The sequence below is a fragment of the Mesorhizobium sp. CNPSo 4661 genome (assembly GCF_057784215.1).
On the sequence record NZ_JBWGIO010000017.1, the window covers coordinates 85,288 to 99,143 of the forward strand.

Genomic DNA, 13,856 nt, shown 5'->3' on the forward strand with positions numbered 1-13,856 from the left:
TGACCTCAGCTACGGCCGATATGATCGGCGGCGCTGCCGAGGGCGGCAAGCAGCGCCTGGCCGTTCTCCAGCGTCGCATTCTCATGCGGCGCGCGCAGGTTCAGCCAGCGCCTGTCGCCGGACTTGACCGCAAGCACCGCCTTCATCGCCGGGATCAGCCCGGCATCCTGGATCACCTTTCGGAACGCCTTGATGGCGGCATCCGCCTCGGCGACGTCCTCGCCCTTGCGTGCCGCGTCGTAGAGGCGGCGGATGGCGGCGGCGTTCAGATTGACGGTGGCGGAAATACAGCCAGCCGCGCCGCTCGCCAGACCCTTGGTGAGCTGCGCCTCGGAGCTCGGAAAGACCGAAATGCCGGGCGCGGCGGCGATGACGGCGGCGGTGTTGTTCCAGTCGCCGGCGCTGTCCTTGTAGGCGACGACGGTGTCCGGGAACGCCTTGCTCAGCCTGGCCGTCAGCGCCGGGCTGACCGGCACGCCCGAGTTCTGCGGGATGTGGTAGAGGATCATGCGCATCGAGGGCTTCGCCACCTTCTCGATCAACTCGCTGTAATAGCGCGCCTGACCTTTGTCGCCGGCGCCGGTGTAGAAGAAGGACGGCAGCACCATGACCGCGGCGCAGCCGAGACTGACGGCATGCGCCGACAGCTCGACCGTTTCGGGCAGGGCGGTGACGCCGGTGCCGGGCATCAGCCGGTCGGGCGCGATGCCTGCCTCGACCAGCCATTCCAGCGCCTGTATGCGCTCGCGCAAGGATACCGAGAGCGCTTCGCCCGTCGTGCCGAAGGGCGAGAGGAAATGCGCACCCTGGCCGAGCACCCATTTGGCGTGGGAAATCCAGAGATCGCGCGCGATGCGGCCGTCGTCTTCGAACGGCGTCAGGATCGGGGCGATGGTTCCTTGCGGGCGGGTCATGGATGTCCTCTATGCTGGTCTGTGTGGCCGGCCACCGCCGCGACGGCGCGGGCGAAGTAGGCGGAAGCGGTGACGTCGAAGAGTATGTCGAAACCCGCCGGCGAACGGAACGCCACGGCCTCGATATGGCCGACGCGGGTCTGGGCGATGTCTTCGGCACCGAATTTTTGGGGTCTAAGGTCCAGCGCGCAAAGCCCGCTCATCGCTTCGGCAAGGCGAGGGCCGGAAAGCCGCATCCATGCCCAGCCTTCTTCGCGCCATGACGAATAGCCTTTCGGCGACGGCGCGGTCTGCCAGGCGGTCTTGATTTCGGCGAGCGTCTCGCCGGCGCCCTCGGCGAGAAGCAGAATGTCCTCGTTGCCGAGGCGCAGGATCCGCATGCCACGGTGGTCGCCGATGCGGTTGACGGCAGGCGGTTTGACACCCTGCGCGGCGAGCCAGGCGGCGCTGCCGCCGCCTTTCAGGCCGAAGCGCGGCTTGTCCGTGAGATCGCTCAGCATGACCGCGCCGGAAACCAGCTTCGTGCCGTCGGCCGCGCCGCCGGGCATGAAGGGATAGATGCGCGTCGCGATGTCGGCGGCCATCTAGATCTCCTGCCGCGCGTTGGTCGGGTCGAAGAAGGCGTGGGCGACGACCGGCACCTCGACCAATTCTCCGTCGCGGCACTTCACCGTCACGCGGCTGCCTTCCGCCTGGTCGTCGACATGGACATACGCGAGCGCGATATGGCGCCCGAGCGACGGCGAATATCCCACCGACGTGATCTGGCCGACAGGCGCGCCGCCGCGCAGCACCAGGCAGCCGTCGCCGGGAATGTTGCGGGCGCCGGCGGGGAATTGCAGGCCGACCAGCTTGCGGGTCTGCCCGAGCCTCGCACGCATCTCGATGGAGCGCTTGCCGACGAAGAAAGGCTTCTTCTTCGAGACAGCCCAGCCGAAGCCCAGCTCGTCGGGCGTGGTGATCGCGTCCGTGTCCTGGCCGATCAGGATGTGACCTTTCTCCAGGCGCAAGATGCGCGACGCCTCCAGCCCATAGGGGCGCAGGCCATGCGGCCGTCCCGCCGCCATTACCGCGTCCCAGAGATGAGGCGCCTGGCTCGACGGGCAATGCAATTCGTAGCTGAGCTCGCCCGTGAAGCCGATGCGCATCACCCGCACCGGGACACCGGCGACGGTGCCTTCGCGGCCGCTGAGATAGGGGAAGGCGTCGCGGCTGAAATCGATGTCGCTCTCCAGCGCCTCGAGAACCAGGCGCGCCTTGGGTCCGGTGACGTTCAGGCCTGAAAACGCCCCTGTAAGGTTGAGCACGTCCACCTTCAGGCGCCATTCGGCATTCCAGAACAGCATGTCGGCATAGACGCGCGCCACGGCGCCGGTGGTCGCCGTCACATAGAACTGGTCCTGCGCCATCCGGTAGGCGACGCCATCGTCGACCACCGATCCCATCTCGTTGAGCATCAGGCAATAGCGCACGCGGCCGATGGGCTGGTTGGCATGCGCCATCGTGTAAAGGCGGTCGAGGAATTCACCGGCGTCCGGCCCGCGGATCTCCAGCTTGCCGAGCGTCGAAACGTCGAGCAGGCCGACGCCCTCTCGCACGGCGAGGGTTTCCTCGCGGACCGCTTCTTCAGCGCCGCTTGCGTCGCCGTAGTAGTAAGGCCGCCACCATGCGCCGATCGGCTTCATCGCGGCGTTCAGCGCGACGTGCTTCGCATGCAGCGCCGTGCGGCGCTCCAGCGCTTCGTGGTGGCCGGCGAGCACGCCGAGCGTTTCCGGCCCGACCGGAGGCCGCGCCGTGGTGATGCCGATCTCGGCGACCGACCGGCCGGTCGCCTCGGCGACGACCCGGGCTGTCGCCAGGGCCGAATGACGTCCCTGGCTCGGGCCCATGCCAACGGTGGTGAAGCGCTTGACGAGCTCGATCTCGCGATAGCCGTCCTTGGTCGCGTTCTGCAGGTCCTTGACTTGCAGATCCTCGTCGAAGTCGACGAAGTCGCGTCCCTTGGGATCGGCGAGGATCGGCTGAACATAGCGTGGCCCGACGCTCTTCGGCGTGATTGGAGGTTCGACCGCCATGGCATGGCCGAGCCGCGAAAGGGCGGCTGCCGCTGCTCGTTGGCCGCTGCCGATTGCATCCGGCAATTCGTCCGTTCCGGCAACGGCGCCGCCAAGATGGACGGAGCCTTCCGGGAGTGTGATCGTCATCATCTCCGCGGCGGCATCGTAGCCGACCTTGCCGCCAGCCTGACACGGCAATTGCCACGCCGGCGCCTGACCGATCGAAACGGCCAGCAGGTCGCAGGCGATCCAGCTCCCGCCGACACGGACGCGGGCAAGGTGACGATTTCCAGACGTGCCTTCCGCCGCTTCGATGGTTGCGCCTTTGCGGATGGCGACACCTTTGCCGCGAAGTTCGGCTTCCAGCGGCCCGGCATCGCCGACCGATCTCGGATCGACAAGTTCGACGACCGATACGCCTGCGTCCAATAAATCGAGCGCTGTCCGGTAACCGTCCTCATTGGCGGCCAGCACCACGGCGCTCCGACCAGGCCGCACGCCATAGTGCCGGACCAGCCGTTGGGTGGCGCCGCCGAGCATGATCCCCGGCAGGTCGTTGTTGCGGAAGACGGCCGGCTGCTCGATGGCGCCGGTCGCCAGAATCACTTCGCGGGCGCGTGTGCGATGGAGGCGGTTGCCCTGGATCAGCGGCAGCCAGTTGTCTTCATACCAGCCATTGCAGACGGTGCCGGTCAGCACCCTGAGATTGGGCAGCGCCTTCAGCCGGGACGACAGGTTGGAGAGGATGGCCGGATCGTAGCGGCCATAACTCAGCGAGCCGCCGATCTCGGGGTTCTCGTCGCACAGCACCACGTCGGCGCCGGCCTCGGCGGCGGCAATCGCCGCGTTCAGTCCTGCCGGACCGGCGCCGACGACGAGCACATCGCAATGCAGGTGCGTCTTGTCGAAATGCCGATGCGGAGCCTTGGTGTCGACCACGCCCAGGCCCGCCTTGCGGCGGATGATCGGCTCCCAGAATTTCAGCCAGCTGTCGCGGCGCGGACCCATGAAGGTGCGGTAGTAGAAGCCGACCGGCAGGAAGCGGCCGAACCTGTCCATGACGGCGTCGCGGTCGCGCTCGAGCGAGCCGTTGACGTTCTGCGCGCTGACCCGCAGCCCTTCGCTGACCGGCGTGCGCTCGGCGGCGGCGTTCGGTTCAGATGGCAGCTGCACCAGCGCGTTGGCGTCGGCGCCGGTCATCGACAGGATGCCGCGCGGGCGGTGGTACTTGAACGAGCGCGACAGCACCCATTGGCCGGAGGCGGCAAGCGCGCTGGCGATGCTGTCGCCTTCATAACCTTCGAAGGGCTTGCCCTCGAAGGTGAAGCGGATGCGGCGGCTTCGATCGATGCGGCTTCCGAAAGGGGCGGGCAGCCGGTTCATGCGCGCTCCCGCAGTTCGGACGCGTCGAAGGTGCGGACGATCTCATTGCTGACGAGATCGCGCTCGGCCAGGAAGAAATAATTGCTCGGCACGTGCCGCCACCACTCGACGACTATGCCTTTGCGGTTCTCGGCGCGGAACAGATGGCGCGACCATTCGGCGTCGGCGGTCGCGTTCGGATCGGGCCTCGCGCGCACCGGGCCGAAGGACTGGAACTCGTCGATGTTGCGCGGGCCGTTCATGGGGCAAGTGAGCAGTTTCATGGTCTAATGGCTCGCCGCGGTCGCGCCCATTTCATTGAGCAGCCTGAAGGTCTCGAAGCGCTCCAATGCAAAGGGTTTCAGGATATCCGGCACGCGGCCGTCGGCGATCGTCTGCGCCATGCGCTTGCCCGCGACGGGGGTCGCCTTGAAGCCCCAGGTGCCCCAGCCGCAATCGAGCCACAGGTTGGCGAGCGGGCTCGCGCCCATGATCGGGCTGTAGTCCGGCGTCATGTCGGTGATGCCGGCCCATTGCCTCAGCAGGCGCACGCCTTGCAGGAAGGGGAAGAGGTGGACGGCGCCTTCGGCGAGGTGCTCCTTCATGTCGAGTGTCGAGCGCGTCGAATAGAGCTGGTAGGGATCGGAGCCGCCGCCGATGACGACCTCGCCGCGCGACGACTGGACCAGATAGGTGTGCAGCGAGACCGACGAGACCAGCGTGTCGAGCCAGGGTTTCAGGGGCTGGGTCACCATCGCCTGGAGCGGATAGCAGCGGATGGGCAGCTCGACGCCGGCCATCAGCGCGACGTCGTAGTTCATGCCGCCGGTGGCAATCAGTACCTGGCCGCAGGCGACGCGGCCCCTGTTCGTCTTGACCGCCTGGACCCGGTCGCCGACCACCTCGAAGCCCTGCACCTCGGTGCGCTGGTGGATCTCGACGCCGCGCCGCGAGGCCTGGGCGGCATAGCCCCAGGCGACGGCGTCGTGGCGCGCCGTTCCGCCGTCGGCATGCCAGAGCCCGCCGAGGATTTCGAGCGGGCCGCCATAGTCCATATTCAGCAGCGGACAGAGCTCCTCGACGCCCTTCTGGTCGACGACCTCGGTGCGCGTGCCCATATGTTTGCCCATCTCGGCGCGCATGTGGAAACTGCGCATTGTCGCCTCGCTATGCGCAAGCGTGAGCTGGCCGCGCTGCGAGAACATGACGTTGAAGTCGAGCTCCTGCGACAGCCGCTCGAACAGCTCGACGCCTTCCTTGTAGAAAGCGATGCCTTCCGGCGTGATGTAGTTGGAGCGGATGGTGGTGGTGTTGCGCGCCGTGTTGCCGCCGGCGAGGTAGCCTTTCTCCAGCACCGCCACGCTTCTTATGCCGTGGTATTTGGCAAGATGATGCGCGCAAGACAACCCATGCCCGCCGCCGCCGATGATGACGACGTCGTAGGCCGGCTTCAGCTCGGGTGTGGCGGGGATGTCGCCGCTGACTGGATAGTCCCTGCTGAGACCGTATTTCAGAAGCCTGAGGGGCATTGCGCGCTCAGCTCAACGTCTTGGGAGGATCGTAGAGCAGCGCCGAGAGATCGGAGAAGCGGCTGTCGCGGTCGTCGAGCGAGAGCACCGCGTCGCGGATCGCCGCGGCGCGGTCGGAGCCGAGCACGGGCGCGGCGAATTCCATGTATTTGGCCTCGACGTCCTGCGCCGTCATCGGCGCTTCCGGTCCACCGCGCGCATGCACGTCGCCCGATGCCAGCACACGTCCGTCCGTCGTCGAGATGACGACGTCGGCCCAGCGGCCGGCCGGGAAGCGGGCGCTGTGACGCTCGGTTTCGGTCACCGTGATGCGGGTGAGCATATCGGCGACCGCGGCGTCGGCGAGTCCGGCGCCGGAAATATGCTCCAGCCCGATACGCCCATGAAGGATGAAGGTCGCGACGGCGAAGCGCAGGCTGTATTGCGCCTTCGAGGTCGTGTCCGGCATGCCGTCGAACAGCGTGGTGGCATAGTGGAAGCTGTTGACCTGGACGTGGGCGATGTCGGAAGGGGCCAGATTGTGGGCCAGGCAAAGTCCGCGCACCGCATCGATCGCCGCATGCGCCCAGCGGCAGATCGGGTAAGGCTTCACATACTGATGCAATGATTGCCAGAAGACGCCGAGATCCTGCCAATGCATCGCGACGTCCGGCGCCTCGACGGTGATCGCCGGCGCGCCGGTGAAGCCGCGTTCGGCGAGCACGGCGGCGGAGAGGCCGATGAGGGCGCCGGGGCCGGAGCCGTCATGCAGCATCGTCGGCGTGGCGATCTCGCGCATCATCTGGCTGCGCGGGCCGTGATACTCGGCAATGCCGAGCGCCTCGCGCAATTGCGTTTCGTCGAGCCGACGCAGGCGTGCCGCCACCGCCGCTACGCCCAAGGCATTCCAGGCGCCCGAGGTATGGTAGTCGCTCACTGTCGCATGCAAGGCGATGCCGGCCCGGCCAGCGACTTCGTAGCCGATCACCAGGGACGCCAGCGCTTCGGGCCCGGTAAGGTCGGGCCTCGCCTCGGCGAGCGCGGCAAGCGCCGGCACGACCGCGACGCCGACATGGCCCTTGGTCGGGCTGTAGCCGTCATGGCCGTCGAGATTGTCGGTCTGCGTGGCGACGGCATAGGCTGCGCCGGCGATGCTGGCGCGGCGTCCGTCGAACAGCATGCGGGCCGAGTATTGCGGGTCGTTCGAGCCATAGAGAAGCACGGCGGTGTCGCGGGCAATCCGGCCTGCTTCCATCGGTCCGGCCGCAATGGCGATGCCGAGCGTGTCGAGAAGGAGGTAACGCGCCTGTTCCAGCACCGGCTGGGGGAAGACGGAGGCGGGACGCCGCAGCACGAAATCGGCAAGGCGCGCGAACGTATCGGAACTGACGACAGGCCCCTCACGCCGGTATGACGGCACAGCCACGCGCTTATCTCCCCTGTCTCTCCACAACATCAATAAATTGGGTTCATCGCGCAGGCACGCGATTAGTTTGGCGGCTTTGGCCAAAAATATTGATGCCATGTCGCTCGTCTGCGATTGAATGGCCGGTCGCCCGTGCGATAGCTATGGCGATTGCTAGTGCGGTCCACCGTTTCACGGAAACGGCGAACCGCACTATCGCTTTGTTTTGATGCAATTCCGGACGGAAGGCTACGGCGAAGTCGCCGAGCCTAACCGCTCACACTTTTCCTGGAATTGCTCTTTAGGAGACCGGGATGAAGCCGCCACCCCCCTTGAACTATATCCGCTCGTTCGAGAGCTCGGCCCGCCATTTGAGCTTCACCACGGCGGCCAAGGAGCTTGGCTACACGCAGGCGGCGGTCAGCACGCATGTGCGCGCGCTCGAACATTATATCGGCCGGCAGCTCTTCATCCGCTATCCGCGCAGCCTGAAGCTGACCGAGATGGGGGAGGCGTTCCTGCCGACCTTGCGCCAGGCGCTCGACCAGATCGACCAGGCGACCGAAGCGATCGTCGCTTCCTCGCGCAACCGCACTGTGGTGGTTTCATGTCCGATGAGCCTTGCGGAAAACTGGCTGGCCGGGTGCATGGCGGCCTTCCGCAAGAAGCACCCCGAGATCGAGATCGTGCTGCACGGCACGATCTGGGAAGACTTGAGCGAGCAGATCGCCGACATCACTATCTCGACGCGGCGCTTCGACGACAGGCCGCCTTCGGCGACCCCACTCTGGAACGACGAACTGGTCCTGCTTTGCGCTCCCGCTCTGCTCGAGGGCGGACATGCGCTGAAGACGCCGCAGGACATGCTCAAGGTGGACTGGATATTCGTGCATGGCCGCCAGGAATACTGGCAGGTGGTGACCGATGCGCTTGGCGTCGACATGGAGGATCACGACAAGGGTCTTTCGACCAACGCCTCCAACATCGCGCTCGAACTTGCCGCGATGGGGGCCGGCCTCGTCGCCACGCAGCGTTCGCTCGCGCATGCCTATATGCGCCGCGGATTGCTCGTCGAGCCGTTTCCGGTCCGCCCGCCAAGCCCCTGGAATTACTATCTGACCGAGAGCCAGCTTTCGAAGGGAAACATCGCGCGCACGGTCAAGGAATGGATCATTTCCAGGGCCAGGGAAGACGCCGCCTGAGCGCGGCGGCACCGCCGCATTCAAAAATTTGACGGGCCAATGGCATTGTTTTTTTAGGCCTTCAAGGCCGGCTTTCTGCGGTTTGCGGAAGGCTGAGCCCTTCCGGGATTTTTGCATCGCCCCTAACATGCGTAACCGCAAGGGGAATGTAACGGGCGGAAAGCCCTGAACCGGAGAACAACGATGACAATGTTCAAGAGCAACGGTGATCGCGTCCCGGCGGTCATCGAAAGCTACGCAGCCGAAGTCAAAAGCGGCAAGATGGACCGCCGCGAATTCCTGGCCATGGCAAGCGTGATGGGCGCTTCCACGGCGCTCGCCTACTCGATGGCAGGGATCGAGCCGGCCAAGGCCGCGGCGATCGTGCCCGGCAAGAAGGGCGGCATCCTGAAGATGCAGATGATCATCAAGGACATGAAGGATCCGCGCGCCTGGGACTGGTCGGAAATCGCCAATGTCATGCGCCAGTGCAACGACTACATGATCCGCTACACCACCGACTTCACTTTCGAAGGCCATCTGGTCGAGAGCTGGGAGGTGAGCGACGACGCCACCGAATACACGCTGCATCTGCGCAAGGGCGTGAAATGGTCGAACGGCGACGACTTCAACGCCGACGACATCGTCTATAACATCGGGCGCTGGTGCGATAAGGCGGCCGAGGGCAATTCGATGGCCGGTCGCATGAGCTCCCTGATCGATCCCGCCACCAAGAAGGCGACCGCCGGCGCCATCACCAAGGTGGACGACCACACGGTGAAGCTGAAATGCCGCCAGTCGGACGTCACCATCATCCCGGGCTTTTCCGATTATCCGGCGGTCATCGTCCATCGCGACTTCGACAAGAGCGGCGCCGATATGCTCAAGACGCCCGGCACCGGCCCCTATGAGCTGATCTCCTACAAGGTCGGTGAATCGGCTTCAGTCAGGCGGCGCAAGGACTTCGCCTGGTTCGGCGGCGAACCTTATCTCGACGGCGTCGACTGGGTCGACTACGGATCGGACGCCTCCAATCCCGCAATCGGCAGCGCCTTCGAGGCCGGTGAAATCGACTGCAACTACCAGACCGTCGGCGGCACCGTGGACCTCTATGACAGCATGGGCCTGGTCAAGGAGCAGGTCGTCACCGCCGGCACGATCGTGCTGCGCACCAACGTGACCAACAAACCCTACGACGACAAGCGGGTGCGCAACGCAATCCAGCTCGCGGTCGACAACGAGACGGTGCTGAAGCTCGGCTATAGCGGTCTCGGTCAGGTCGCCGAAAACCACCATGTGTGCCCGATCCATCCGGAATATTACGCGCTGCCGAAAGTCCCGCGCGACCTCGCCAAGGCCAAGGCCCTGATGGCCGAGGCAGGCCAGACGGATCACGAGTTCGAGCTTATCTCCTATGACGCGGACTATGTGAAAGACCCGGCCGACGTGGTCGCCGCGCAGATGCGCGACGCCGGATTCAAGGTCAAGCGCACCATCATCCCGGGCTCCTCGTTCTGGAACGACTGGACGAAATATCCGTGGTCGACCACCGACTGGGGCATGCGGCCGCTGGGCGTCCAGGTGCTGGCGATCGCCTATCGCAGCGGCGAGGCGTGGAACGAGTCGGGCTATGCCAATCCGGACTTCGACAAGAAGCTCAACGAGGCGATGGCCATCGCCGATCCCGAGAAGCGCAAGGAGCTGATGAAGGAGGTCGAGTTCGTCCTGCAGGACTCCGGCATTCTCGTCCAGGCGTTCTGGCGATCGCTTTACCGTCATCACGCCGCCTATGTGAAGAACCTCGGCATGCACCAGACATTCGAGCTGCAGCTGGACAAGGTCTGGCTGGACAAGGCCTGAAGCGGTCAATCGCAACAAGTAACTCAGGGGCGCGTGTTGCGCCCCTGAATTCGCCGGCGACTGTGATTGCCCAGTCGGCTAAACCAACTCGCGGAGCGTTTCGAAAGAGCGCGAAACAAGTCGCCGAACAAAGGGAAGAAACCTCGATATGCGTACTCATGCACAAGCCGTTGTCATCGGCGGCGGTCTGATCGGCTGCTCGATCCTCTATCATCTCGCCAAGTTCGGCTGGACGGATGTCGTCCTCCTGGAGCGCAGCGAGCTGACCTCGGGTTCGACATGGCACGCGGCCGCCAACATCCACGGCCTGCATGATTCCACCAATATCAGCCGCCTGCAGCACTACACGATGGCGCTCTACAAGGAGCTGGAGGCCGAGACCGGCCAGGGCTGCGGCATCTTCCAGCCGGGCTCGCTCTATCTCGCCCAGACGGAGGCGCGCGAGCATCAGCTCAGGCTGCAGGAAGCCAAGGCGCGGCGCTACAAGATGAATTTCTACGAAGTCGGCCGCGACGAGGCCGAGCGGCTGCATCCGCTGGTCGATTTCGACGGCATTCGCTGCATCATGTACGAACCGGAGGGTGGCAATGTCGACCCGTCGGGCGTGACGGCGGCCTATGCCGCGGGCGCCCGCCAGCGCGGCGCCGAGATCCATCGCTTCACGCCGGTCACGGCGACCGAGGCGCAAGCGGACGGCAGCTGGATCGTGCGCACGCCGAAGGGCGACATCCACTCGCAGTGGGTGGTCAACGCCGCCGGCCTGTGGGGCAGGGAGGTCGCCGCCATGGCCGGGCTGCAATTGCCGCTGATCCCGACCGAGCACCAGTATTTCGTCACCGAGACGATCCCCGAAATCGCCGCCATGGGGCGCCGCCTGCCATCGGTCGCCGATCGCGACGGCGAATATTATCTGCGCCAGGAGGGCCTTGGGCTGCTCATCGGCGCTTACGAACGCAACATGAAATTCTGGGCCGAGGACGGCACGCCGATGGATTTCGGCCACGAGCTGTTTCCCGACGATCTCGACCGCATCGAGGAAAACATGATGCGCGCCGTCCAGCGTGTTCCGGCGGCGGCTACCGCCGGCGTCAAGAAGGTGATCAACGGCCCGATGATCTGGTCGCCGGACAGCGCCGTGCTGTTCGGGCCTGTGCCGGAGCTCAGCAACTATTTCTGCTGCAACGGCATCATCCCCGGCTTCTCGCAGTCGGGCGGCATGGGCAAGCTCGCGGCCGAATGGATGATCGAGGGCGAGCCCACGCTCGACATGTTCGGCTGGGACATGGCGCGCTTCGGCCATTGGGCCGGCAAGGCCTTCACCAAGGCCCGCGTGCAGGACCAGTACAGCCACCGTTTCAAGATCCATTTCCCGAACGAAGAGCGCGCCGCCGGGCGCCCGGTGCGCACCCGGCCCGTTTATGAAATGCAGAAGGAGATGGGCGCCGTGTTCGGCCTCAATTTCGGCTGGGAGCATCCGCTGTGGTTCGCGGCGGAAGGCGAGCCGCGCGAGGAGACGATCGGCTTTACGCGCCAGAACTGGTGGACGCCGGTCGGCCGCGAAGCCCGTATGCTGCGCGAGCATGCCGGCATCATCGACATCTCCAACTTCGCCAAATACGAGGTGAAGGGTCCGGGCGCGGAGACCTGGCTGAACGCGGTGTTCGCCAACCGCATGCCGACCAAGGTCGGCAATTCCTGCCTGACGCCGCTGATCGGCAAGCGCGGCGGCATTGCAGGCGACTTCACCGTGACGAGGCTAGCGGAAGACGAGTTCATGGTGATCGGTTCGGGCATGGCCGAGCGCTTCCATCAGCGCTTCTTCAAATCCGTGCCGCTGCCTGCAGGCACGACCTTCCGCTCGCGCACCGAGGATCTCGGCGGCTTCAACGTCGCCGGGCCGAAATCGCGCGAGCTCTTGCAGCGGCTGACCAATGACGACCTGTCGAACGAAGCCTTCCCGTTCATGCGCTCGCGCCTGATCACCGTCGCCGGCGTCGATGTCGTGGCGCTCAGGGTCTCCTTCACAGGCGATCTCGGCTGGGAGCTGCACTGCAAGGCCGCCGACCAGGTCGAGCTCTATGGCGCGCTGCTCAAGGCAGGCGCGGAAGTCGGCGCCGGACCGGTCGGCTCGCGGGCCCTGATGTCGCTGCGGGTCGAGAAGGGCTACGGCAGTTGGAGCCGCGAATATTCGCCGGAATACTGGCCGCAAGAGGTCAAGCTCGACCGGCTGATCAGGACGGACAAGGACTTCCTCAACCGCGAAGCCTATGTCGCCGTTGCCGGCAAGCCCGCGCGGGATGAACTCATCATGCTGTCAGTCTCGGCCAAGGATGCCGACGCCACCGGCGGCGAGCCGATCTTCCTGCCGGACGGCACGCCGATCGGCCAGGTGTCGTCGGGCGCCTATGGCTATTTCGTCGATCAGTCGCTGGCGATGGGCTACGTCAAGGCCGGAACCGCCAAGGCCGGCGACAAGGTGACCGTCGCCATACTGGGCAGGCCGCACGACGCCGTCCTGCTCGCGCATCCGCCTTTCGACCCGGAAGGCAAGCGGCTGCGGTCGTAAGCCGCGAACGCCCGGCGACTGGGAGCACGGGATATTCGAAGAGGACTTCAAGCAAATAAACAAAAGGGGAATCGCATGATCAAACGGCATTTGCTGGGCACGATGCTTGCCCTGGCCCTGACGACTGCCGCACAGGCGGCCGACGTCAAGGTCGTCAACGACGACGCGTGGTTCGCCGAAGGTCCGATCTGGTATCAGGACAAGCTTTTCTACGTCGAATACGGTCGCGGCACGGTGACCGTCTGGGACGGCAAGAAGAACGACATTTTTTGGAAGATGGATGGTTGCGGCCCGTCGGCGGTGCTGCCGACGACGGCGGGCGAGTTCCTCGTCACCTGCTACGACAACAACACGATCGGCCGCATCTCGGCCGACGGCAAGACGCTGCCGCCCTATGACAAGGACACGGACGGCAAGCCGTTCAGCGGGCCGAACGATTTCGCGCCCGACAAGGACGGCGGCGTCTATTTCACCGGCTCCGGCAAGGGCGGCCCGCTGATCGACGCTTCCGCCTATTACATCGGCAAGGACGGCAGCGTTAAGAAGGTCGCCGGCGACCTGCACAATGCCAATGGCCTCGTCATGTCGAATGACGGCAAGATCCTCTATCTGGTCGAGACCGAGGACAACCGGATCATCGAATTCGACGTCGCGTCCGACCACACCTTAAGCAACCGCCGTGTCTTCCTGCGGTTGGACGATCTCTTCCCGAACCAGCCGCATATCTGGCCGGACGGGATCAAGATGGACAAGGCCGGTGAGATGTATATCGGCCAGAGCCCGCGCTCGCTCGACGCGCCAGGCAAGATCATCGTCGTCGACAAGGACGCCAAGCTCTTGCGCACGCTTTCGGTGCCGTCGCCGTCCATGCCGAATTTCGCCTTCGGGCCGGACGAGAAGGTGCTCTACGTGATGGCGCTCGACCAGATCGACGCCGCGCCATGGCACGGCAAGGTCTACGAGGTCCCGAACAAGTAAGGGTTCGCTGGCGACTGGTTCGACG

General features: G+C 65.2%; 10 protein-coding genes. 4 read left to right on the top strand and 6 right to left on the bottom strand.

All coding sequences use genetic code 11. From position 1 onward, the window contains the following. Positions 1–5: 5 nt before the first annotated feature. From AC0YKC_RS24970 to AC0YKC_RS24995, 6 genes are read right to left on the bottom strand one after another with little or no spacing between them, the layout of a single operon-like run. On the bottom strand, positions 6–914 hold the full coding sequence (locus AC0YKC_RS24970; protein ID WP_488512991.1) for a dihydrodipicolinate synthase family protein: 909 nt from the start codon (positions 912–914) through the stop codon (positions 6–8). Then, positions 911–1,498, bottom strand: coding sequence for a hypothetical protein (locus AC0YKC_RS24975; protein WP_488512992.1), 588 nt, complete (start codon positions 1,496–1,498; stop codon positions 911–913). Before AC0YKC_RS24975 ends, AC0YKC_RS24970 begins: the two co-directional genes overlap by 4 nt. Further along, positions 1,499–4,354, bottom strand: coding sequence for a 2Fe-2S iron-sulfur cluster-binding protein (locus AC0YKC_RS24980; RefSeq protein ID WP_488512993.1), 2,856 nt, complete (start codon positions 4,352–4,354; stop codon positions 1,499–1,501). Next, the gene (locus tag AC0YKC_RS24985) at positions 4,351–4,617 is read right to left on the bottom strand and encodes a sarcosine oxidase subunit delta (protein ID WP_488512994.1); all 267 of its coding nucleotides are present in this window, start codon (positions 4,615–4,617) and stop codon (positions 4,351–4,353) included. Before AC0YKC_RS24985 ends, AC0YKC_RS24980 begins: the two co-directional genes overlap by 4 nt. A 3-nt stretch (positions 4,618–4,620) precedes the next feature. Beyond that, positions 4,621–5,862, bottom strand: coding sequence for an FAD-dependent oxidoreductase (locus AC0YKC_RS24990; RefSeq protein ID WP_488512995.1), 1,242 nt, complete (start codon positions 5,860–5,862; stop codon positions 4,621–4,623). A 7-nt stretch (positions 5,863–5,869) separates the two neighbouring features. Next, a complete protein-coding gene (locus tag AC0YKC_RS24995) occupies positions 5,870–7,267 on the bottom strand; it encodes an MmgE/PrpD family protein (protein ID WP_488512996.1) in 1,398 nt (465 codons plus the stop codon). A 293-nt stretch (positions 7,268–7,560) separates the two neighbouring features. Here AC0YKC_RS24995 and AC0YKC_RS25000 point away from each other — a divergent pair, with 293 nt between their 5' ends. The 4 genes from AC0YKC_RS25000 (at position 7,561) to AC0YKC_RS25015 (ending at position 13,831) form a co-directional block, all read left to right on the top strand. Continuing rightward, positions 7,561–8,448, top strand: a complete 888-nt coding sequence (locus AC0YKC_RS25000; RefSeq protein WP_488512997.1) for a LysR substrate-binding domain-containing protein — start codon at positions 7,561–7,563, stop codon at positions 8,446–8,448. A gap of 183 nt (positions 8,449–8,631) precedes the next feature. Next, positions 8,632–10,287, top strand: a complete 1,656-nt coding sequence (locus tag AC0YKC_RS25005; protein ID WP_488512998.1) for an ABC transporter substrate-binding protein — start codon at positions 8,632–8,634, stop codon at positions 10,285–10,287. A 148-nt stretch (positions 10,288–10,435) separates the two neighbouring features. Then, positions 10,436–12,853, top strand: coding sequence for a GcvT family protein (locus AC0YKC_RS25010; protein WP_488512999.1), 2,418 nt, complete (start codon positions 10,436–10,438; stop codon positions 12,851–12,853). Positions 12,854–12,928: 75 nt separating this feature from the next. Next, on the top strand, positions 12,929–13,831 hold the full coding sequence (locus AC0YKC_RS25015) for an SMP-30/gluconolactonase/LRE family protein (RefSeq protein ID WP_488513000.1): 903 nt from the start codon (positions 12,929–12,931) through the stop codon (positions 13,829–13,831). Positions 13,832–13,856 lie beyond the last annotated feature (25 nt).